Here is a 24097-nt window from a genome sequence, read left to right as displayed (position 1 = left end):
GAAGACTTCATCGCTAAGATCCATGCATTGCGTTATGCATTCTTAGAAATGGGCGTTGAAGACGGTGTTATCGTTGCGCGTACTGACTCTGAAGGCGCTGACTTGACTCAAAAAATCCCAGTTTCGAAAGTTAAAGGTGATTTGGCTTCTCAGTACATCAGCTACCTCGACACAGTTGAAATCGACATCTCTGAAGCACAAGACGACGAACTGTTGATCAAACGTGACGGCAAATTGCATCGTCCAAAACGTTTGGCAAGTGGCTTGTTCTCTTTCCGTCCGGGCACACAGATTGACCGTGTTGTTCTTGACTGTATCACCAGCTTGCAAAACGGTGCTGACTTGCTCTGGATCGAAACTGCAACTCCAAACGTTGCTGAAATCGCTGACATGGTTAACCGTGTTAAACAAACGATTCCAAATGCTAAGCTGGTTTACAACAACAGCCCATCATTCAACTGGACTCTGAACTTCCGTCAACAAGCATATGATGCATTTGTAGCAGCAGGCAAAGACGTATCTGCTTACGACCGTGCAAAATTGATGAGCGTTGACTATGACAACAGCGAATTGGCTAAAGAAGCAGACGAACGTATCCGCACTTTCCAAGCTGATGCATCACGTGAAGCAGGTATTTTCCATCACCTGATCACTCTGCCGACTTACCACACGACTGCTCTGCACATGCATGAACTGTCTAAAGGTTACTTCGGTGATCAAGGCATGTTGGCATATGTTGCTGGCGTACAACGTAAAGAAATCCGTGAAGGTGTTGCTTGTGTTAAACACCAAGCAATGGCGGGTTCAGACATCGGTGATGATCACAAAGAAATCTTCGCTGGTGAACAAGCGCTGAAAGCTGGTGATGACGCTAAAAACACCATGAACCAATTCTCTGCTTAATAAGCATAGTGTTGTGAAGATCATATGATGATAAAGGCCCTACTCTATTGAGTGGGGCTTTTTTTATTCATTTAGAGTGATCGTCATGTCTAATTCAAGACATTAAATATAGTAATTTTTCGTAATCCATTTATGCACCTAAAATAAAAACAAATAATAACAAACCATTAAACAATATAATTCATGAAATAAATACCAAAGATTATTTCGATAAACTGGCTAAATTATCACACTCGTCCTAGAATCATTTCACAAGATCTGTATAAGGTTTTCCAAAATGAATCTTTGCACGTTCACTTATTCTTAAACCTGTCGTTTCCTTATCCGGATATTGACTTGTTTTAAGTGAAGTTCAGCTCCTATCAGAGCGATTTAACACAGGAAAACTTTAAGTAAAGCGGTTTAGTTTTATTTCTTCAATGTGGTCACTAATGATTTTTGATTAATCTGGAGTTTCACCATGAGTACAGGTAACTATGATCGTCAGGCAGAAATTGCTGCCATCGAAAAAGACTGGGCAGAAAACCCACGCTGGAAAGGAAAAAAAAGAGATTACACAGCCGTTGATGTCGTACGTCTGCGCGGTTCGCTCAAACGCGAAAACACCATCGCTAAACGTGGTGCAGAAAAACTCTGGGATATGGTGGTTAACGGTGCAAAACCTGCCTTCCGTCCAGATAAAGATTTCGTCAACGCGATGGGTGCATTGACGGGTGGCCAAGCAGTTCAACAAGTTAAAGCAGGTGTTCAAGCAATCTACTTGTCAGGCTGGCAAGTAGCTGCGGATGCCAATACATCGGAAACCATGTATCCCGACCAATCCTTGTATGCTGTTGATTCGGTTCCAACCGTTGTTCGTCGTATCAATAATGCGTTTGAACGTGCGGATCAGATTCAATGGAAATCAGGCAAGAACCCAGGTGATGCAGGTTATATCGACTACTTCGCCCCGATCGTTGCCGATGCCGAAGCTGGCTTTGGCGGCGTGTTGAATGCATATGAGTTGATGAAAAATATGATCCGCGCAGGCGCATCGGGGGTTCACTTTGAAGACCAACTGGCATCAGTCAAAAAATGCGGTCATATGGGTGGTAAAGTTTTGGTCCCAACTCAAGAAGCGGTTCAAAAACTCAATGCTGCACGTTTGGCTGCTGACGTTGAAGGAGTTCCAACAATCGTTCTGGCGCGGACAGATGCAAACGCGGCAGACTTGCTGACCTCAGACTTTGATGCCAACGACAAACCGTTCATCATTGGTGATCGCACTGCTGAAGGTTTCTATCGTGTTCGTGCGGGCATTGATCAAGCGATTAGTCGTGGTTTGGCTTATGCACCTTATGCGGATTTACTGTGGTGTGAAACAGCGAAACCTGATCTGGATGAAGCGCGTAAATTCGCTGAAGCAGTGAAAGCCCAATACCCTGATCAATTGCTGTCTTACAACTGCTCGCCTTCTTTCAACTGGAAGAAGAATCTGGATGATGCGACGATAGCCAAATTCCAGCGTGAACTGTCTGCCATGGGGTATAAATTCCAGTTTATTACCTTGGCCGGTATACACAGCATGTGGAATGGCATGTTCAACTTGGCATATGACTACGCCCGTACCGATATGACAGGCTACGTCAAACTGCAAGAGAAAGAATTTGCCGATGCCGAAAAAGGTTATACCTTCGTTGCGCACCAGCAAGAAGTCGGTACTGGTTACTTTGATGATGTCACAACGGTCATCCAAGGCGGGGCATCAAGCGTGACAGCGCTAACAGGTTCGACCGAAGAAGAGCAGTTTCACTAAGTTTGTGCTAAGTATTGTTAATTTAAAATATCAGTAACCTTGTACCCTGCAGGGTTACTTTTCTTTCTGTTTTGCGCATCATTATATGCGAATTATTACAAAATAACTATATTTTACATATAGATGTAAAAATTTTGCCCAACGATTCTCAGACTTACATTCACTTACAAAAACTCAATCTTTTCTCCATATTTTAAGATCTTTTCACTTGATATCTCTCTTCATTAACGATAATAATCAGGTCGTAAATAGGATTTTATTATAAGTAATTCACTTTAACATCTATGCTCAGGCTATATGGAGAGCCTTGGTTCAAAGCTGAATCATTTATCTACCACAAACATTGCCTCCATCCTTTTACTATTTAGTGCATAACCCATGGCCAAGGTAGGCTGTTAAAAAAATGGGGTTTTTTACAACTGCACTTTCAGTTGAATACTTATCAGGGGAACTAAAATGCACATGTCAACCAGTAACCTATTAACAGAAAATGCCTACGAGCGTCCTTATACTATTGAGGCGCTTGAAATAAGATCACCCTACTGCATCTGGCTTACAGGTCTTTCAGGTGCTGGAAAATCAAGTATTGCTGAAATACTCCACAATGAATTGATCCAATTCGGTCAACGTGTTGTGATTTTGGACGGCGATGTTCTTCGGGGTGGGCTCAATAAAAACTTAGGCTTTTCACGCGAAGATCGTGCGGAAAGCGTACGCAGAGCCGCTGAAGCTGCAAACTTGATGATGAGTGCAGGACTGACCGTTATCGTTGCTTTGATTTCACCGTTCCGCGATGATCGCGAACAAGCAATGCATGTCTGCCCTACTGGTTCGTTCATAGAAGTCTATGTGAATACGGACTTAGAGACATGCGAACAACGAGACCCCAAAGATCTTTATAAAAAAGCCCGGCAAGGTCTCATCCCTGAATTCACAGGCATAGATAGCCCATACGAGCCCCCTTTGGCTCCGCATATCAACCTATCGACTGATAGTAAAACGCCTTTGCAGTCTGCTCAAGAAATTATAGATTTTTTGGCGCATCGTAATATCTAATTCAGCCGCTCCTATCCAAGGGGCATTTTTTGTTTCTGACGAATGACAAGCCGAGATTATTTGGCTGACATTCGATTAAAAACCATATGGAAGCACACATTTGAACACTAAATTCATGCCAAAGACTCAGGCTATATTTAACAGACGGATTATCTTTGATCATCTTCCTAAAACAGCAGGACAAGCCATCAATACTTGGCTATCCAATGTTTTTGGACCTGCAACGGTAACCGAAAGCCTAATTGGTGATCATCGTGACTTGATTCAAACACATGGTGGAAACTTCAATATTATTTCTGGTCATGTTTCTTTTCGAGGTGATGGCTTAGATCCGCGCTATGGCTATTTGACCTGCTTAAGAGAACCTATCGATCGGGCGATTTCCTGGCTATTCTTCGTCAATAAAAATTTTGATAACAGCGTATTGCCAGGAGTTTGGGAAAAAGTTGATCGCTTCATCCAGAGTGATGGGGAAGATATGGATGATGAAATTAGAGACTATCTCGAAAACCTGTATGTCAATCATTTTGCATCCATCATCAGCACCTGTCCAACATCCAATGATGATCAAAAACTGGAGGATGCATTCTTCGCAATCTCCCACTACGATGTCGTAGGCGTATATGAATACTTAGATGACTTCTCAAAAGATGTAGTCGAGTTCCTATATATTGCGGACCCTCCGCCCATTAAATCGGTGAATGTCACAGTCACTCGTCCACGAGTTAATCATATTTCTGACAAGCTAAGGCAGCGTTTGATTGAACTCAATCAGTTAGATTTGCAGTTATATCAGACACTCAAAGTGCATAAAGAAAATGTCCGCGCATCACAGAAACAATCTCCTGCTAAACCGACACCCATGTCGTGGATGCCCTATTGGCGTCCTGAGTTAAGCATTATCAGCATAGGTCAAGTCGTCAATGTCCTGAACAATCAAGAGCATCTTTCTGAGATTAAACTGATTGCTTATTTGACCTTGAGTGGACCTGTCACAAAACTAAATACCCAAATCAGTGTTTATGACCAAGACAAAGCGCTCGTTCTCAATCTAAGCTCTACCGTTGAAGAACAATCTCTCTATCATCTAAAAGCTGGTTTTTATGAGATGCAATTTAGTATCAAAAATCATTTACCAGTTGGGGACTATCAGATCAGCCTAATATTTTTAAATGAGCATGTGAAAGCACATCATGAATTGGCTTGGCATTCTTTGGCTATTAATATCCCCCAAACAGTAATCCCATGTGGGTCACCAAAAAAAATTACAGGCAAGAAAGCTGCAAATTCATCAAAGATCAAACCTTTTCGTCCTTTACTCAATATTACTTATGAATACTTTAATGAAGCAGTTGCTCAAAAAGTTGAAAATGCTCAAGGTATAGTTACATGCAACATATCGCTTAATGAAGTAAAAAGTGCGACTCCCTTCACATTGGATGTTACCCTTTTTAACCAATCATCGACCAACTGGATGGGCTCTCTGAAAAACCCTATTCACCTGTCCTATCGATGGATGAATGCGAATAATGAAGTTGTTATTTTCGAAGGTGAACGTACACCACTTCCCTGCATGTGCCTCTTTACTGGTGGAAGTATTGAAGTTCAAATGCTGATCATTCCACCTGAGATTCCTGGAAGTTATCAACTTGTACTCGTTCCTGTACAAGAGTGCGTGGCTTGGCTTGATACCAAAGGATTCAAACCGCTTGTACTTGCTATAAATGTCATTGAATAGATTATTAGCAACTACCTGAGTTCAGATTCAACAAACAAAACGCCAGCAATTGCTGGCGTTTTGTTTTAAGCAGCGAAGGAATACTCTTACCAGCGATAGTTCACCTTGCCGTAATAGAACGCGCCATTAAATCCATTTGGCGAGAACTCGCTATAAGGGATACTGCCTCCCACTGTTCCGAACTGTGAACGTGCAGGATAAGAGTTCGCAACATTGTCACTACCCAATGTAAACGTCCAGTTCTGTAAACGATAATCAAGTGCCATGTCCAGTGCCCACTGCGCACCAAACTTTTGGTCTTCCTGCGGACCTACATTACTATATGACACAAAGCTGCCATATCGAACCAGATTGGTATGCAATGTCCAATTCTCGAGACTGAAATCATTTCCTAAAGTCAATTTCGTTTCAGGTGTGCTCTCACCAAGTAAACCTAGTGTTTCACGACGGTCTAAACGCAGTAAATTTACGCCCAATTGATTAAGGATGGTGGGGTTAGCTTTGATTTTGGTGACTTTGGTTTGATTAAAATTGAGCCCAACCGTGCTATTCCATTTGATGCCGTTATCGAAGAGGAAGCGATAGCTGGCGACCAAATCGACACCTTTGGTGCGGGTATCACTGGCATTATTAAAATAACGCACGCTACTATAATTCACATTGTTGATGCCATTCGCGGCAAGATATGCAAGTACCTTGGGCGTACTGGCATTGATTGCTGATGACAGGCTGATTCGGTCCGTGATATCAATCAAATATCCATCAATAGTGATATAGAGCCGATCAATCGGGTTAAATGTGAAGCCTAAACTATAGTTGTTGGATTTTTCAGGCTTGAGATCTTCTGCACCAAACAACTTGGCTACACTCGAATTTGCGGGGAACGTTCCTGCATTTTGTAAAACGCCATTGACTAATTGCAGGGATGTTTGTGAAAAGTACTCTTGAGCCAGTGAAGGTGCACGGAAGCCATTCGAAATATTTCCGCGGATCGCAATACGTGGTGTGAAATCATAACGTCCGGCCAAAGAAGCGGTTGTCGTCGAACCGAAATCACTGTAATTCTCATTGCGCACTGCCAAAGACGTTGTTAGCTTATCCGTAAGCTTTGTTTCTAAGTCCAGATACTCTGAATAGCTATGGCGATTGTGATCTCCAGCATCACCTGCACTAAAGCCCGCTAGACCCGAAGCTCCCCCCTTGTAATATGATTCAGGCTGACCCGCTTCGACTTTATATTGCTGATATTTATACTCTGCACCAAAAGCGACAGACAATGGGTGTGGTAACCAACTTAATGCAATACTTTTACTGATGTCGATATTCAACAATGTTTGTGAATTCGCCAAAGTACCATTATAGAAATTAAACGGTGTAGATCCGGTATCACGATACAAACTTGGATTAATCGTATCGATATTCACTTCATAGTTATTCTTGCCATAATTGGCGGAAGCATCGTAATGCCAGTCATCCAAGAACTCTCCCCGCACGCCTGCAACCAATGTCGTGTCTTGAACAACATTATGCGTTAAAGGCAAATATCCATTCGGGAACAAGGCTTTAATATTATTACTGGAGTTACTTTGGCGATAGAACTCAGCGTTTTCACCTTGTGTCTGACTAAACGTTCCGATTGCATAGAGCTGAGCATCATCGCTGATATCATATTGACCATTAAGTAGAATCTTACCGTTATTAGTTGCTGGATCTCCAAAGCGGAAGTCACGCTGGCCATTAGTCGTTGCAAGAGGACTTTGAAAGTCTGCTCCCGCACGGTTGGTATAGCCATTCTTACCCCCTTCAGCAGTGACGTTAAGCCAACCGCTTTTCCCCAGTGCAAAACCAGAATTAACCGAGAGTTCACGCTGAGTGCCATCCCCTTTTTTATATTGACCGACTTTGGTACTGACCTCACCACCCTCTGGACCATCTTTCAAAATGATATTAATCACACCTGCAATCGCATCAGAGCCATAACGTGCCGACTGACCATCGCGTAGTACTTCAATTCGTTTAACTGCAGATATGGGAATAGAGTTTAAATCTGCTGGTGCAGAACCACGCCCAATTGCACCACCCAAATTGATAAATGCACTGGTATGTAGACGCTTGCCATTCACGAGGACCAGAACTTGGTCTGGAGACAATCCGCGCAATTGTGCTGGACGAACCAGTTCAGCCCCATCCACCACAGCAGGACGCGGGAAATTAATTGAAGGAATTAAGCGAGCAAGTGCAGAACCCAGTTCAGAGGAGCCACTGCCTCGTAAGGTATCGCCTGAGATCACATCTACGGGCTGGAGTGATTGGTGGGCGGTTCTGTTTTTTGCGCGCGTACCAGTCACTACGACTGCTGCTGTTTCATCTACACTAGGCGTCGTGCTCTGAGCGGCGTCATCTGCTGCATGCGCTTGAATCGAAAGAATGCTGACTATTGCTAGAGAGAGTGCGGAATATTTATACATGAATAACGTGTCCAAAACTTAAAATTTTTGAGAAAAGCATGGCAAAAAGAAAAGCATCAACTTTTCATGTTTGTTATTTCATGAAAAGTTTTGTTAATGTATGGTACGCAATAATGTATTTTTGACTAACTAATAAATTTAACTTTATATATCTAAAAATAATTATTAAGAGTGTCGCTCATCTAAAAAACACATAAGCAGAAAATCACAACTGTTCGGTATCACACGTCATTAAAAAAACGCCAAACGTAAAAAAAAGCCCAAATCAAGCGATTGGGCTTTTTATTTAAATGGGATGACGTTTAAATCAAGATCAGCAATTGCCTTTTTTGGCTTGACCTGGAGGGCAGAAATCACGACCGCCGCCATCTCCGCGATCACGGTCTCGGTCGCCGTGACCATATCCTGAATGTGGATCGACCACAACCGAGCCCGCTGGGGTATACACTGCACAGCTTGAAAGCCAGATGCATGTGGTCGTTAAAACAAGCAATTTGAGTAATTTCATGACAATCTCCATCATTCGTTACGCTATCATGCCCTTATTAGTCATGTCTTTCCAGCTACTAAAGTATGATCGGCATCTTAAATACGACGAATGATTTATATTTCTAGAGTAATCAATAAAATGAGCTATTGGCAACCTCTGCGCCCACACCCTTTATCTCATCATGCCGCTCAGAAGACCTATTCTGTTCATGCGCATGCTTCATTGGTCGATACTCGGTTGATTGTCTGTTTTGAAGTTCACGACCCGGTCCATGAAATCTTCTGGCCCGCACCGGATCAATTTAAACAGTGTGACTACTTATGGGAAAATACTTGTTTTGAAGTTTTTATTAATCCTTCTGCCCATACAAGATACTTCGAGTTAAATCTGTCACCTTCTCTTGCGTGGAACCTCTACCAATTTAGCGACTATCGAACCCCCAATACAATGCCGCCACAACGCGTTCATGAGCTCGCGCTCACCAAATTTGAAGTGTCCGGACAAACCATTAGTGCTGAAATTGATTTAGCCACGCTCAATCTGGCTAAACAAACACTCAATATCGGGCTAACAGCTGTCATTAAAACCCAGCATTCCCTTGAATATCTGGCACTATCCCACTCCATAGACCAAGCCGACTTCCATCACTCAGGCGGCTGGACGTTATCCCTCTCCCTGCACGAAGAATTCCACGATAGTCATGGACAATAATCCCCAAAATCCGTAGAATATCCACCTAATCTCAAACGAGCAGACTAGAAGGCTAACATATCAAAATAAGCCTTCCCTTTTGGCGCGTCTAATCCATAGCTTTCATCCAGCGACGGATATCACGCATCAACAGGTCACAGTAACTGCTCGTTTTTTACAACCGTAATTTAACATCGCCGTCCTTGCATGTTGATGCGGATGCTCTTGTAGCAAAAGACAGAATCGGAGGTTAGACTTGCACACGCCCGCCATATTAGCCCTAGCAGATGGAACCATTTTTCACGGTCATTCCATTGGCGCAGAGGGACTCACCACTGGTGAAGTTGTTTTTAATACTGCCATGACTGGCTATCAAGAAATCCTCACAGATCCGAGCTATGCACAGCAAATCGTTACGCTGACTTATCCGCATATCGGAAATACCGGCACCAACGATGAAGACTGTGAATCAGGTCGTATCAGTAAAGTATGGGCAGCAGGTCTAGTCATTCGCGACTTACCCCTCATGGCAAGTAACTTCCGCTCTACAAAATCTCTCGCTGACTATCTTAAAGATAATAATGTTGTTGCGATTGCAGATATCGATACTCGCAAGCTGACTCGCATTCTGCGCACCACGGGTGCACAAAGTGGCGCAATCCTGACTGGACCTGATGCCACTCCAGAAGCGGCACTTGCTGCAGCACGCGGCTTTGCTGGTATAGACGGTGTCGATCTAGCCAAAGTATGCTGCGACCCCGATGGCTTTGAATGGACCTCCGGCTCATGGCAACTCAATAAAGGTTTTACACCTTTAAGCAATGAGCAATTCCATGTCGTCGCTTACGACTACGGCGTCAAAACCAATATTCTACGCATGCTCGTGGATCGTGGCTGTCGTTTGACTGTTGTTCCTGCTCAGACCCCTGCGGCGGATGTGCTTGCCCTGAATCCAGATGGCATTTTCCTTTCTAACGGCCCTGGCGACCCAGCAGCATGTACTTACGCTGTTGAAGCCGTGCGCACTCTGGTCGATAGTGAATTACCTCTGTTTGGTATTTGCTTAGGACATCAGATATTAGCTCTCGCCTCTGGCGCACAAACACTAAAAATGAAATTTGGGCATCATGGCGCAAACCATCCTGTACAAGATGTCGAGAATAACACCGTGATGATCACCAGCCAGAACCATGGTTTCGCTGTTGATGAAGCAACCCTGCCTTCTACGCTGCGCGTCACCCATCGCTCGCTGTTTGACGGCTCAAACCAAGGCATCCATCGAAATGATAAGCCTGCGTTTAGCTTTCAAGGACATCCCGAAGCCAGCCCTGGCCCGCATGACTGCGCGCCGCTATTCGATCATTTTATTGACCTGATGCAAGCTCATGCTGCGAAACATACACAGAATCAGGGAGCTTAATCATGCCAAAACGTACTGACATAAAATCGATTCTGATTATTGGTGCTGGACCGATCGTGATTGGTCAAGCCTGCGAGTTTGACTACTCCGGTGCACAAGCCTGTAAAGCACTGCGCGAAGAAGGCTACCGCGTGATCTTGGTTAACTCCAACCCTGCAACCATCATGACTGACCCATCGATGGCCGACTCAACCTATATTGAGCCGATCACATGGCAAACCGTCGCACAAATCATTGAAAAAGAACGCCCAGATGCAGTATTGCCAACGATGGGTGGTCAAACTGCACTGAACTGCGCATTGGCACTTGATGCCAATGGCATCCTAGAGAAGTTCAATGTAGAACTGATCGGCGCAAGCAAAGACGCCATCGAAATGGCTGAAGATCGCAAGCTGTTTGACCAAGCGATGCGTCGTATTGGGCTTGAATGTCCACGTGCAGCCGTTGCTGGTGACATGGATGAAGCATTCAAAATTCAAGCAGACATGGGCTTTCCTTGTATCATTCGACCATCATTCACCATGGGTGGATCAGGTGGTGGTATCGCTTACAACCGTGAAGAGTTCATCGAAATCTGCGAACGCGGCTTTGATCTCTCCCCAACCAAGCAATTATTGATCGATGAATCGCTGATTGGCTGGAAAGAATATGAGATGGAAGTTGTGCGTGATAAAAACGACAACTGTATCATCGTCTGTGCGATTGAAAACTTTGACCCAATGGGTGTTCACACTGGTGACTCCATCACAGTCGCCCCAGCTCAAACACTGACGGACAAAGAATATCAATTGATGCGTAATGCATCGATCGCAGTATTGCGTGAAATTGGTGTTGAAACAGGTGGCTCCAACGTCCAGTTCGGGATCAGCCCTATCGATGGCCGTATGGTCGTCATTGAAATGAATCCACGTGTATCTCGCTCATCTGCACTGGCATCAAAAGCAACGGGTTTTCCGATTGCCAAGATCGCTGCTAAGCTGGCAGTAGGTTACACGCTTGATGAACTTAAAAACGACATCACCGGCGGCAACACTCCAGCAAGCTTTGAGCCATCAATCGACTATGTCGTGACCAAGATTCCTCGCTTCAACTTTGAAAAGTTCCCACAAGCCGACGCAGTTTTGACGACTCAAATGAAATCGGTCGGTGAAGTGATGGCGATCGGCCGGACCTTCCAAGAATCCGTTCAAAAAGCACTGCGTGGACTTGAAGTCGGTGTAGATGGCTTTACGCCGAAAATCCCACTGGGTACTGAAGATGCATTAGACAAACTTCGTCTTGAATTGAAAGTGCCGGGCGCAGAGCGCATCTGGTATATCGCTGACGCCTTCCGTCATGGCCTAAGCCTTGAACAAGTTCATGAATATACTGCGATTGATAAATGGTTCTTGATCCAAATCGAAGACATTATCAAAACTGAAGCGGAAGTTGAGCAACTCGGTGTTGCGGGTCTGACGTATGAGAACATGCGTCGTTATAAACGCAAAGGCTTGTCGGATCTACGCTTAGCTACCCTACTCGGTATTTCGCAAAAGCAATTACGTAAGCAGCGTTGGTCACTGGGTGTTTATCCCGTTTACAAACGCGTTGATACCTGTGCGGCTGAGTTTGAAACCAGCACAGCATACATGTACTCAACTTATGAAGAAGAGTGTGAAGCCAACCCATCTAGCCGTGACAAGATCATGGTACTGGGCGGTGGACCAAACCGCATAGGTCAAGGGATCGAATTTGACTATTGTTGTGTACACGCAGCGCTTGCAATGCGTGAAGATGGTTATGAAACCATTATGGTCAACTGTAATCCTGAAACCGTATCGACCGATTACGACACCTCAGATCGCCTCTATTTCGAGCCAGTTACACTCGAAGACGTCCTCGAGATTGCACGTATCGAAAAACCAAAAGGCGTAATTGTACAGTATGGTGGTCAAACCCCATTGAAACTAGCGCGTGCGCTTGAAGAAGCGGGTGTGCCAATCATTGGGACCTCGCCGGATGCAATTGACCGTGCAGAAGACCGTGAACGCTTCCAGCAAATGGTCATTCGCCTCAACTTACTTCAACCACCTAACCGTATCGTCAAGAGCGCGGAAGAAGGCTTACTGGCTGCTGCGCAAGTTGGTTATCCGCTCGTTGTTCGCCCATCCTATGTCTTGGGTGGTCGTGCGATGGAAATCGTCTACAACGAAGAAGAACTCAAGCGCTATCTACGTGATGCCGTTCAGGCCTCTAACGATGCTCCAGTACTGCTCGACCGCTTCCTTGATGATGCGATTGAAGTCGATGTGGACTGCGTCTCTGATGGCACCAATGTGGTCATTGGCGGGATTATGCAGCATATTGAACAAGCGGGTGTACACTCTGGTGACTCTGCATGTTCATTGCCTCCCTACTCACTCTCCGCTGAGATTCAAGATGTCATGCGCGCACAAACCGTAGCGATGGCACGCGAGCTAGGCGTTATTGGTTTGATGAACGTTCAGTTTGCTGTTAAAGGTTCTGACGTTTACGTGCTTGAAGTGAATCCGCGCGCATCTCGTACCGTACCCTTTGTCTCTAAAGCAATTGGCACCAGTCTTGCCAAAGTAGCGTCACGCTGTATGGCGGGACAAACACTAGAGAGCCAAGGATTCACCACTGAAGTGATCCCAGACTTCTACTCGGTGAAAGAAGCCGTCTTCCCATTTAACAAATTCCCAGGTGTTGATCCGATTCTCGGACCTGAGATGAAATCTACTGGCGAAGTCATGGGTGTAGGCAAAACTTTCGGTGAAGCCTTCTACAAAGCCGTACTCGGCAGTAACGAACGCCTGCCTGGAAAACCAGTCGCTGGTGAAATCAAACGCGCGTTCTTATCCGTTCGCGATAGTGATAAAGCGGCATTGCCAGAAATCGCTGCTAAACTGATTGCACTGGGCTTTACTTTGGTTGCAACAGGTGGTAGTTATAAGCTTCTGCTTGAGCAAGGGATTGAATGTGAGCGGATTAATAAAGTCACTGAAGGTCGTCCACATATTGTAGACCGCTTGAAAAATGGCGAAATCCACCTCATCATTAATACCACTGAAGGTAAACAAGCACAGCAAGATTCGTTCTCGATTCGTCGTAGTGCCTTGCAAGGCAAGGTGTACTACACCACGACAATCAGCGGCGCTGATGCGGTCTGTCAGGCCATGAACATCCCTCTGCCAATGGATGTGTACCGTTTGCAAGATTTACATCAAGGCTAAACAGCCCTTTGATTAGTGATATCGTGAATGGCGAGAGTGAAAGCTTTCGCCATTCCTTTTTATTTTTGAAAGTGCTTTCCTGACATTCACTGCTTGAAAGTCACTTTTTGTTAAAAATGGAAATTCTGATTATGGTTCAACGTTATCCGATGACCCCAGAAGGTCATCTTGCACTCACTGTTGAGTTACAAGAGCGTAAAAGTGTCGAGCGTCCACGGATTATTGCTGCGATTGCTGAGGCTCGTGCCCATGGCGACTTAAAAGAAAATGCGGAATACCATGCAGCGAAAGAACAGCAAGGTTTTTGTGAAGGACGTATTCAGGAAATTGAAGCCAAACTCTCGGCTGCTGAAGTCATTGAACTCTCTAAGCTTGAGCAAAATGGTCGTGTGGTTTTTGGTGTGACCGTTGAAATCGAAAATTTGGACACCGAAGAGCGTAAGCAATACAAAATCGTTGGTGATGACGAGGCTGATTTTAAACTCAACAAAATATCACTCAACTCCCCGATCGCGCGTGGCCTGATTGGTAAACGCGCTGGCGATGAAGTCAAAATCGAAACACCAAAAGGTGTCGCCGAGTATGAAATTACTCAAGTGCTGTATATCTAATCATCGATATACACCAAATAAAAAAGACCGAATTATCGGTCTTTTTTATTTGCTAATCCTTAAAATGATTAGTCAGCGCGTACACCTTCAACTTGGATCGCAAGACCAACACCCAGATCAAAACCGTAGGCTTTACCATAATCGACGCCAAAGTCACCGCGGTTAAATGATCCATAAGCATCTGCACCACAGGTTTCTTTTTTCAGCATAGGATTCATGTAACATTTCCATGATTTGATATCCAACTTCACAGGCTTCGTCACACCGTGGAAAGTCAAGTTCCCATCTACAGCAACAGGCTTATCACCATCAAATACCAACGTCCCTTTGTAGTTTGCAGTTGGGAATTTAGCCGTATCAAACAATTCTGGTTTTTTAGCATGGTCATCCATGGGTTTGAAACCAAAATTAACGCTATCCATTTGCATCGTTACGTCGACGCTACCCTTTTTCGCTTCTCTATCCAGTATCACTGTACCGCTTGATTTATCAATCTTACCGCGCCATTTAGAAGCACCGCCCATATGATCAGCTTCAAAACTTGGGTAAGTATGGGTTGGATCAAGGTTATAAGTAACTGGCTTAGCAAATGCAGTACTGGCCAGCATTGTGGTCATCGCAGCAACAAGAAGAGCTTTCATAATAACGCCTCAAAAATTAAGTTTAGGAACAACACAATAAAGCACATTAAACTTCTAAAAATACGGCGCTACCCGATCGTGGGTAGCGGTATCGCATTACTTCTTAGCGGGGGCAACGATATGAAATTTAATCGCAACATCATCCGCAACTACAGAGGTATCCGCCCAATCACCTGAGCCAACGCCAAAAGCAGTTCGTTTAACCTGAAGCACACCATCAAACACTTGGTTGGCACCTTCTGTTTTCACGCTTACTGGGAACGTGACATTTTGCACACGGCCTTTAAGCGTAAATTTACCAGTGACCGTAAAGCCCGCGCCCGCTGCTTTAATGCCTGTAGAAACAAAGCTGGCTTTAGGGAACTTGGCTGAATCGAACCATTCAGAGCCCGTAACGTTCTTGTTGTAATCCGCCATACCCATATCATAGCTGCCCACATCGATATCAACCTTCGCTGAGGATTGTGCAAGCTGTGTAGGATTGAAGGTCACATCGCCGACGATCTTCTTGAATTGACCCGTCACAGGAACGCCTAGCTGTTTCCCTGTCGCAGAAACAGTGCTTTTTGCGCTGTCGATTGGTGCTGCCAAGGCACTTGTCGCTGCAAATACTGCTGTCAAAGACAATACCGTCAGCGCACCTTTACTACCATTTAAATTCAACATCACGTTATACTCACTTGTATTCACTGTTAAATAAACGCTCTAAATACGCACATCACCTATCTTTTCAGAAAAGGTAACATCCGCGCCAAAGTCGCATCACGATCAATAATATGATGTTTCAAAGCACCCAATACATGTAACCCAACCAATCCTGCCATGGTGTAATCTAAAACGACATGAATCGTTTTCAACGTATCTGCAATCTCTAAGTTTCGGTCAATCAAAGATGGGATCGGAATAATGCCGAGATAAACAATTGGAAAACCCGCTGCTAGACTGTAGAAATATCCTGATAACGGTACGGCGAAGATTAAGAAATACAATAACCAATGCACCCCGCTGGCAATCAATTGTTGCCCGCGTGGAATCGTGGCGATCATTGCGGGTGCTGGATGAGTCAAACGCCAAAATACTCGGACAAACGCTAAAGCAAAAACAGTCACACCCAGCCATTTATGCCAAGAATAATATTTCAGCTTCATCATGGTGAAGCCGGGAATATCCGTCATTACCCAGCCCAAACCAAACGCGGCAAATATCAATAGAGCAATAATCCAATGTAAACCTATTGCTGTTCGAGTATATTGTTGAGCCATTCAATTCATCCCCAATTTATTGCTAAATACACGCATTAAAATATTCATAAAATTTTGACCAAAACAGTATCTAATAGTTTATGACTGCAATCTATTTCTAGATTGTTAATCTCTTTTCATGAAGCCTACATTAAACTTAATAATAGAATTAACAATATTCACTAAAGAGTTTATTTAGCACTTTAAAAATAGTCCCTCTTAATTATGATGTCTTAATCATCAATCAGGACTATCTCAATCATGTGATGCTGGGTACTGTAATCGTTTTATTATCCGTATTAAACATCAAATATGACGACACAACGTTCCACATATAGAACATCTAATGAATATTGCGCGCCATCCTCATTACGCTGAGGCATGGCTTTAACGCATAAAACTTAGATACAAATGCCAAAAATTCTGTAAAAATACGTATTATCATTTTTTAAACTCATACATTTCAGCAAAGGCAAACCATGACAGATTCTGTTCAATTCGCAGGTCAACTTTACCCTGAACAAATGACTGAGGCCGCTGAGAAAGGCTTTAAATCAATTATAAACAACCGCCCTGATCTTGAAGGCGGCCCGGTTCAACCCACCTCTGCAGAGATACAAGTCGCCGCTGAAGCAGCAGGTTTGGTGTACGTGGCTCAACCCGTCATCAGTGGGCAAATCACCGAACAGGATGTCCGCACATTTGCGGAACACCTCAACCAATTACCCAAGCCAGTTTTAGTCTTCTGCCGCAGTGGTGCGCGTTCAAATAATCTCTATCAGTTGGCTAAGCAAATGGATTTCTTGGATGATTGATCTTCATTAGACCAATAAAAAAGATGCTCAACTGCATTAGCTTGAGCATCTTTTTTTATTGCTAGCACCTTTAAATATAGAAATAAACGATTCATACGCTTTATTTATTTACGAGAAGATATGGAACTTGTATTGACGAAAGACTAGAGTAAGACGGTATCTCGCACTTTCTCAATGTCTGGAAACCCTATGTCCCAACATGACATGCCACCCCCAAAACCTCTACAAAAAAACAAAAGTACTAAGCCCGCCATTACTAGACACGTTCACACCGTCATCATTGGCGCAGGTACAGCAGGTCAAACGGCCTATCATGCCGCAGTTAAAATCACAGAAAGCGTTCTTCTGATAAATGGAGGCGATTGGAGCACGACCTGTGCTCGTGTCGGCTGCATGCCCAGTAAACTCCTGATCACCGCCGCAAATCGGGCATATGACATCAATACTTCAGAAGTTTTTGGACTTAAAAGTACCCTCAAAGTCGATGCCAAGGCTGTCATGAAACGCGTGCAATTAGAACGCGATTTCTTTGCTAATTCGGTGCTCAAAACCGTTAGTCTTTTTCCTGATCAGCATAAGCTTTCAGGCTATGCCCGCTTTATCAATAAAAATACCGTACAAGTCGGTGAGGAACTTATCCAAGCCCAGAAAATTGTGATTGCTACAGGTGGATCGCCGCTAATCCCAGAAGGATGGGCAGAAAAAATTGGTAAACGTTTACTCACCAATGAGTCTATTTTTGAAATTAAAAAACTGCCCAAATCACTGGCAGTCATTGGCTCAGGTGCTCAAGGGCTTGAACTCTCCCAAGCCTTCCATCGCTTAGGTGTTCGAGTCAAATTATTCAATCGTAGTGAAAAAGTAGGCTCATTAACCGATCCCGCATTACAACAACATGCACTTGACGTATTTGGTCAAGAATTAGATTTGGCGTTAGGAACAACCATTACAGATGTTGCCCTCACGGATACTCCAAGATTACAGACTCATACCAAGAGTAAAAAAGTGCAAGTGCACATTACATTCAAGAATAAATTCGGCGTAAAGCAGCAGGATACGTTTGATTATGTATTATGCGCAATCACGAGACAGCCTAACCTCAGTGCTTTGAATTTATCCAAAGCAGGCATTGATCTGGATCATCGCGGTATTCCTGTTGGCTACAACCCGACAACGGGGCAAATCGGCAGAAAACCGATCTTTATCGCAGGAGATGTAAATCTTTATCGACCCGTCATGCATGAAGCTGTCTTCCAAGGGCGACTCAGTGGATTAAATGCGGCTAGGGAGACTAGAATAGAAAAGTCATTGCCAATGACACCACTTGGTGTGATTTTTTCTGAGCCACAAATGGCCACGGTCGGACTTAATTATCGACAGTTAACAGAAAGTCAGCAGCCTTTTCATATTGGAGAACTTGATTTTGCACGCCAAGGTCGTGCCCGTGTCATGGCAGTAAAACATGGAAAGCTCAGAATGTATGGAGATGCTAAAACAGAGCGATTACTAGGTGCGGAAATGTTTGGTCCTCAAGTTGAGCATCTGGCTCATGCCGTTGCTTGGATGATCCAGCATGACATCTCAATTGAACAGATGATTCGTAATCCCTACTATCACCCAACACTTGAAGAAGGGTTACGAACCGCATTGCTCAGGCTCAAACATGCGATGCAGCAAACATCATAATCTAAGTGCAGCTTTATGTATGTATTACAGTGGAAGTGACCTAAAGTCAGGCACAATCTGATAACCATGAGCTGCAGAGACAGCCGCTCCGTCTTTCCACTCGCTTTCCTCTTGGACATAAACGAAATCTAATGCAAAACTTTGTGCGGCAATAAAATCTGAGCGTGAATCTCCAAACATCACGCCAGACCCCGTCATAAATCCAGCACTTTTGAGACGTTCCATATTGTTGTGCTTAGAGGAAGGCGAACCAAAGATGTGCTTAAAATACTGATCCAACCCGCGCACTTGGAAGACATGATGCAATTCAAGCTCATCACCGCCTGAATTGACGGCGCATGGTAAGCCCTGTGCATGTAGTTTTTGAATAAATGTCAAAACACCAGAAATCATTTCACAAGACGAAAGCGCATCCCGCACTATAGCCGCATAACGATCAATCGCTTGTTGAGTCAGGATCGTGGTATCTGTACTCGTACTCTGGTCGACGCGCATATGATTATAGTAGTGGGCAAATTTCTGGTAGCGTGAGACACCGCCATTAGCCTTGTGATATTCGACAAACTCGGCAACCAATTGCTCAGGCTCGCCTTGTAAAGCCGATGCAAAAGCATCGGATTTAATTTGATTTGATCGTAAAATAACGCCATCGCAATCGAAGACGTAAAAATCGTAAGGTTGATTTAGCACAGTGCTCTCTTAAAATTCTAATCTTCTCTAAACTCAGACCGCTTGCATCAAGACCCTAACCCGCTCTAAATCTTGAGGGGTATCAACAGCAACTGAGCTCTGCGATACAGGCACCATACGCACCTCATAGCCTAACTCTAAGAAACGAAGAATCTCGATATCTTCTATTTCTTCTAATGCAGTCTTTTGCTGGCAAGATGCAAAATCGCTAAGTGCCTTAGGAGGAAACGCATAAATACAGACCTGTTTATGCGCTGTCACAAAGCTTGCCGCCTTATTGCCCGGTATCGGTGCCCGTGACATATACAGCAAACGTCCATCAGGGCGAGCAACCACTTTAGGTACGGTACGACTTAGATAGTCAATCTCGTTATCAATTTCGCTTGTTGCATTGATAATTTCGCCCGGAAATTGCTTAGCAGCATCCAAAACAACCTGAATATCTTTAGGATCGAGCATTGGCTCGTCGCCTTGGACATTCAGATATAAATCAGCCTGAACCTGAAGCGATGCATCAAAAACTCGATCAGTGCCCGTCAAACAGTCACTACGAGTCATCACAACCTGAATTCCGTGCGAATGGCACACATCACGGATACGATCATCATCGGTGGCGACATAGACCAGATTTGCATCCAAAGCTTGGACACACTTTTGCCAAACATGAACAATCATCGGTAGCCCAAGTAAGTCCGCAAGCGGCTTACCTGGAAAACGCGACGATTGAAAACGTGCAGGAATGATAATGACTGTTTTCACGTGGTTCTCTATATCAAAATTATGATGAATGATCTTAAAAACTATAAATTGATCGCTGAGGAATGTCGTAATGCGTTGTAGTCAACGAATACACAGGAACTTTAGAAATCTCAAGAAGTTTGACAATCACATCGTTCATTTGATGATAGCGTGCATCGCGGCCATCAAAGCCATCAAAACCCACCAATTCGATCTGAGTGGCCCCGCCAGCGAGCGCCGCACAAATTGCATATGGAGCAACCAGTGCATCGGTTACCACGCAACCAGTATCCTCAGCAACTACTCTCGTGGGATCCACTTGCATTCCATAGTCATACACGGTGCAGCGACTGAGGGAGTCACTGATCAATTTAGGCAGTGACTGGATTGGTGTCATCAATGGTGTTTTTGATGCACTGTTAATAAAGGGAACCAAACGACCAGGATGGCAAACTGCGATCACCGACAAGAATTGCTGTGGAATAAAATCGAGCAAATTTAGACTTACCACAATCGGTTGCTTATCTTGAATATAGCGTTCAATCGCAGGCCAATGACGCTTAGCTGATGCCCCACCCGCTACGATCAAGACGGGACGTCCCGCAAACAATGCTTTAGCCGACCAATGTCCGACTGCATTTTGGAACCGTGCCGTCATTAGGCTCGCCACGCCTTGCGGCTTATAGGATGAACCCGTATTTTCGCCCAACAGCTCAATTAATGTCACCACATCATTCGGCGAGAATGTCCCTTGTGCAAGCATATCTTGAACATAGGTTGGATGGACTTTGTGCTGAGCACCCAAATAATAAAATACATTCATGCCCCAGCCATGATGCTTTTTCATCGGTTCAAAATCTTGGCAAGCCAAATCAATTACGTGGGCAGGATGTACCTTTTTGTCCGTTTGTTTTTGAACCTCGACCAGCAAATACTCCATTTGTGTATTACCAGCGCCGCGTCCCATTCCAGTTACAGTTGCATCTAACCAAGTGACACCATTTTTGATGCCCATTACCGTGTTACCCAATGCTTTACCCATATTGTCATGACCATGGAAACCTAACGGCCCACTCCACTCTAAACGCAGAGTCTGGATAATCCTCAAAGTTTCGGCATCGTCCATATTACCAAGCGAGTCCGCAAAGTAGAGTACCTCGACGTGTTCGAAATCGCGGATAGCACGTACAAGTTCAGCTAACTTTTCATCGGTGCAGCTATTGGACTGCATGATGTTAAAACCAACCCGATAGCCTAACTCATGCAAGGTCGTCACCAAGCCACCACACTTAGGCACTTCAGCGACATGCGCTGCAATACGGACCAATTGGACTTTCGATTTTGCTTTGGGTGCAAAGAAATTATGAATAGCCGCAATATCACCCTCAGGTGCTTTGAGATAATCAGCAGCATTAATCATCACACCAAGAATCAAGCTTTCAGGGATATGAATCTGACTTAAAAAGCGGTCTGTTGTATAGGCATACGGCCCTAGGAATTTAGTTTTGTTGGCAAAAGTAAAACGAAAGCCCAACTCAACGATATCCACGCCACTACTCGCCATCGACTGCAGGTAGCGCTCCACGAGATCTTGATCAAAATCCCAGTTATTGTAGTAGCCGCCATCACGTAATGTACAATCCAGCAAAGTATATTGATTAGCACTCATACCGCATTTCCTTTATTGTCAAATTTTGCTCAAGTCTTCAGCGGTAAACTTTTACCATTTTCTGCATTAGTGAATTAATTAAGTACGATATGGAAGAGGGAGTCTTCATAATTATTGAGAAGATCTCGTGAACCACATGCGTCGGAATTTAAAATCGCATCTTTATACCGAGAAGATCGCGCTTTTACATTTCGAACAACATTTAATAATTGTTTTTTCTTCTCTATAAAGCGTTCTTCTGTGTATTCATTCTCGGCCTTATTCAAAAAAGAATCGAAATCTGCGCCAATGATAACTTCAGACTTCCTATTGATATGAGGATTTGTTGCAACAATATACCCGAGACTACTATCCAACACGATATGTGCTTTCGCACGACACAACAATCCTCTGGAGAAAAAATACTCCGTTGGGAGTAGGCTATATGCCGAATCAATACCATAGCCTGCAAGATAATCAATGAAAGAGCTCACCTTATAGTTTTTCTCTTCCAATCCTTTCTGTACCAAAACATTCATCGAACGAAAAGCCCGCGGATCATCTTTAATAATGATCGAAACGTCTGAAGCTACACTTTTACAGATTGTATCCACGATACTTTTCACGGCCTCTACTTCTTCAAAAGGGGCATAATGGCCAATTCCCCAATAACGCAAATAGACTACCGCATAGTCATCTTTTTCATGTTCCAGAACGGCAAGGCTAGGGGCAAAACTATAAATATTAGAAATTTTATCGATATACTTAAAAATTTCTTTCGTAGGAATCGTAACTTCATGTTTAACCGCAGGAGAAATAATCTCAAATCCAAAAAACAATGAGCTTTCTACTTTTCGCTCTGACAATATCCGCTCTGCATTGAGTTCATTGCTCAGGCCATCTGCATAGATAAATAATCGACTATCAGTAAAACAATCCAAAACAGACGCAATATCACTATACCAACCAAAACTATGAGTGACGATAATTTCTGGTTTCAACAATAAATTTTCTGGAATCTTTTTGAACTCATCTAAATGAATGACATCCAAAACTGACTCATCTAAAGACATTGCTTGCTCAATAGCAGGTGACCACTCAAGATACACTAATACACTTCGATAGTGATATGTCTTATACAGATAATCCGAAACAGCAAGCGCAAATGGAAGCCAAGCTTCCGTCGAAAGAAAAACTAATGCAAAAGGTTGAGACTTCCCCAAACGTGGGTAAGTAGCAGGCTGAAATTCAATGCCGCTATTTGAGTTATGGTATCGCTGATAACGAAAAACTTCTGATTTCACCAAATTCAACTTTGAGGATAAAAACGCATCAAGAGCAAGACTTTTCTTTTGTCCAGCAGACACATTTATTTCTTCTTGGATGATCCTCGATCTAAATTTTTCGAACCAAAGATTCGAACATTCTGTGGAGGATGAAATTCTCTGGATGACCGTAACCAAATCCTCATCACGAAGGCATTGGGCAAATGTAGCCAAGCCACCAGCATCGGCTTCTCGCCCAAGTAGACTTAAATAGAGTGATTTTGCAACATATTCTGCATTAAGATGAATCGTTTCTTTCCAGTGGTCCTCTGGAGATACAGTTTGCGTAGCATTTGACTCTAAAACATCGGTTTCTGAATCTAAACTTTCCGATGGCTTGGAACTAACTGTATGTTCGCTTATGAATTGTTTCATTACAGTCGTTGCATTACCCGTACTCAGTACTTCAGCGACAAATTTATTAAGCTCGGTGTCATCGGGTAAACGTCCTAATACCCGCATATATGCATCATTAGCAACTTGAAGTGCATATTGCTCTAATGAACCAGAATTCATACCACTCTTTCTCCAGCAATTACCACACCTAAATTAAAAAACAATGTAAATCAAATAACTTATAATTATGAACTCAGCTGTAAAGTGACATCAGCTTTATCAAATCCATACCGCTACAACATGATCTTATGGGTCGATTACGCAATATACCTACCAATAACTAAGGACTATACTTTTCAATTGTAAAAATTTCCTACATTCTCACCCCACACTCACTACAGAAATGCATGGCAAAAACACGTCCATATTCAAACCAGTTCGCTGAGAAATCGGTATTCGGACTAAATAACTCTATCCTCTGATTGATTCTACGCCAGTCATCAAACATCTACGAAGATCCTGGTAGAAAAGCATGTCCATCGTCATGTTAGCTCTTTATAATAGCCGACTAAT

19 protein-coding genes are annotated in these 24097 nt (G+C 43.7%); 10 read left to right on the top strand and 9 right to left on the bottom strand.

Features of this window, described 5'->3' with window-relative positions; all coding sequences use genetic code 11:
* From ACLHG7_RS08145 to ACLHG7_RS08130, 4 genes are all read left to right on the top strand, one after another.
* A partial coding sequence (locus tag ACLHG7_RS08145; protein ID WP_410210558.1) for an isocitrate lyase occupies positions 1–903 on the top strand: 903 nt, incomplete at its 5' end.
* 460 nt (positions 904–1363) lie between these two features.
* Positions 1364–2698: an isocitrate lyase gene (aceA, locus tag ACLHG7_RS08140; RefSeq protein WP_410210557.1), complete on the top strand. Its 1335-nt coding sequence runs from the start codon at positions 1364–1366 to the stop codon at positions 2696–2698.
* A gap of 462 nt (positions 2699–3160) precedes the next feature.
* Positions 3161–3754, top strand: coding sequence for an adenylyl-sulfate kinase (gene cysC, locus ACLHG7_RS08135; RefSeq protein WP_410210556.1), 594 nt, complete (start codon positions 3161–3163; stop codon positions 3752–3754).
* A gap of 100 nt (positions 3755–3854) precedes the next feature.
* On the top strand, positions 3855–5492 hold the full coding sequence (locus tag ACLHG7_RS08130) for a sulfotransferase family 2 domain-containing protein (RefSeq protein WP_410210555.1): 1638 nt from the start codon (positions 3855–3857) through the stop codon (positions 5490–5492).
* A gap of 86 nt (positions 5493–5578) precedes the next feature.
* Here ACLHG7_RS08130 and ACLHG7_RS08125 read toward each other — a convergent pair whose 3' ends face one another.
* Both ACLHG7_RS08125 and ACLHG7_RS08120 read right to left on the bottom strand, forming a co-directional pair.
* On the bottom strand, positions 5579–7960 hold the full coding sequence (locus ACLHG7_RS08125) for a TonB-dependent receptor plug domain-containing protein (RefSeq protein WP_410210554.1): 2382 nt from the start codon (positions 7958–7960) through the stop codon (positions 5579–5581).
* Between the two features lie 313 nt (positions 7961–8273).
* On the bottom strand, positions 8274–8468 hold the full coding sequence (locus ACLHG7_RS08120; RefSeq protein ID WP_410210553.1) for a hypothetical protein: 195 nt from the start codon (positions 8466–8468) through the stop codon (positions 8274–8276).
* 120 nt (positions 8469–8588) lie between these two features.
* On the opposite strand from ACLHG7_RS08120, the gene ACLHG7_RS08115 reads away from it, so the two are divergent.
* The 4 genes from ACLHG7_RS08115 to greA all read left to right on the top strand — a co-directional run bounded on the left by ACLHG7_RS08115 (position 8589) and on the right by greA (position 14404).
* On the top strand, positions 8589–9161 hold the full coding sequence (locus ACLHG7_RS08115; RefSeq protein ID WP_410210552.1) for a hypothetical protein: 573 nt from the start codon (positions 8589–8591) through the stop codon (positions 9159–9161).
* Positions 9162–9396: 235 nt separating this feature from the next.
* Complete coding sequence (gene carA / locus ACLHG7_RS08110; RefSeq protein ID WP_410210551.1) at positions 9397–10560, top strand: glutamine-hydrolyzing carbamoyl-phosphate synthase small subunit; 1164 nt, start codon at positions 9397–9399, stop codon at positions 10558–10560.
* Between the two features lie 2 nt (positions 10561–10562).
* A complete protein-coding gene (gene carB, locus ACLHG7_RS08105; RefSeq protein ID WP_410210550.1) occupies positions 10563–13793 on the top strand; it encodes a carbamoyl-phosphate synthase large subunit in 3231 nt (1076 codons plus the stop codon).
* Between the two features lie 131 nt (positions 13794–13924).
* Positions 13925–14404, top strand: a complete 480-nt coding sequence (gene greA / locus ACLHG7_RS08100; protein ID WP_410210549.1) for a transcription elongation factor GreA — start codon at positions 13925–13927, stop codon at positions 14402–14404.
* 68 nt (positions 14405–14472) lie between these two features.
* Here the strand turns inward: greA and ACLHG7_RS08095 are convergent, their stop codons facing one another.
* From ACLHG7_RS08095 to ACLHG7_RS08085, 3 genes are all read right to left on the bottom strand, one after another.
* Positions 14473–15045: a YceI family protein gene (locus ACLHG7_RS08095; RefSeq protein WP_410210548.1), complete on the bottom strand. Its 573-nt coding sequence runs from the start codon at positions 15043–15045 to the stop codon at positions 14473–14475.
* A gap of 96 nt (positions 15046–15141) precedes the next feature.
* Positions 15142–15711: a YceI family protein gene (locus tag ACLHG7_RS08090; RefSeq protein WP_410210547.1), complete on the bottom strand. Its 570-nt coding sequence runs from the start codon at positions 15709–15711 to the stop codon at positions 15142–15144.
* A 56-nt stretch (positions 15712–15767) separates the two neighbouring features.
* Complete coding sequence (locus tag ACLHG7_RS08085) at positions 15768–16307, bottom strand: cytochrome b (protein WP_410210546.1); 540 nt, start codon at positions 16305–16307, stop codon at positions 15768–15770.
* A 458-nt stretch (positions 16308–16765) separates the two neighbouring features.
* Here ACLHG7_RS08085 and ACLHG7_RS08080 point away from each other — a divergent pair, with 458 nt between their 5' ends.
* Positions 16766–17101, top strand: a complete 336-nt coding sequence (locus tag ACLHG7_RS08080) for a TIGR01244 family sulfur transferase (RefSeq protein ID WP_410210545.1) — start codon at positions 16766–16768, stop codon at positions 17099–17101.
* Positions 17102–17290: 189 nt separating this feature from the next.
* Entirely contained in the window at positions 17291–18787 is a 1497-nt protein-coding gene (locus tag ACLHG7_RS08075) for a dihydrolipoyl dehydrogenase (protein ID WP_410210544.1), read from the top strand.
* A 24-nt stretch (positions 18788–18811) separates the two neighbouring features.
* Here ACLHG7_RS08075 and ACLHG7_RS08070 read toward each other — a convergent pair whose 3' ends face one another.
* The 4 genes from ACLHG7_RS08070 to ACLHG7_RS08055 form a co-directional block, all read right to left on the bottom strand.
* On the bottom strand, positions 18812–19477 hold the full coding sequence (locus ACLHG7_RS08070; protein ID WP_410210543.1) for an HAD family hydrolase: 666 nt from the start codon (positions 19475–19477) through the stop codon (positions 18812–18814).
* 33 nt (positions 19478–19510) lie between these two features.
* Entirely contained in the window at positions 19511–20236 is a 726-nt protein-coding gene (locus tag ACLHG7_RS08065; RefSeq protein ID WP_410210542.1) for a 3-deoxy-manno-octulosonate cytidylyltransferase, read from the bottom strand.
* A gap of 34 nt (positions 20237–20270) precedes the next feature.
* Positions 20271–21884, bottom strand: coding sequence for an aldolase catalytic domain-containing protein (locus ACLHG7_RS08060; protein ID WP_410210541.1), 1614 nt, complete (start codon positions 21882–21884; stop codon positions 20271–20273).
* Between the two features lie 74 nt (positions 21885–21958).
* The gene (locus ACLHG7_RS08055) at positions 21959–23704 is read right to left on the bottom strand and encodes a hypothetical protein (RefSeq protein ID WP_410210540.1); all 1746 of its coding nucleotides are present in this window, start codon (positions 23702–23704) and stop codon (positions 21959–21961) included.
* Positions 23705–24097 lie beyond the last annotated feature (393 nt).

The organism is Aquirhabdus sp. (genome assembly GCF_046462495.1).
In the GTDB taxonomy this organism is placed as follows: domain Bacteria; phylum Pseudomonadota; class Gammaproteobacteria; order Pseudomonadales; family Moraxellaceae; genus Aquirhabdus.
Note: the sequence above shows the minus strand (reverse complement) of the source record. Positions and strands in the feature narration are given on the sequence as shown.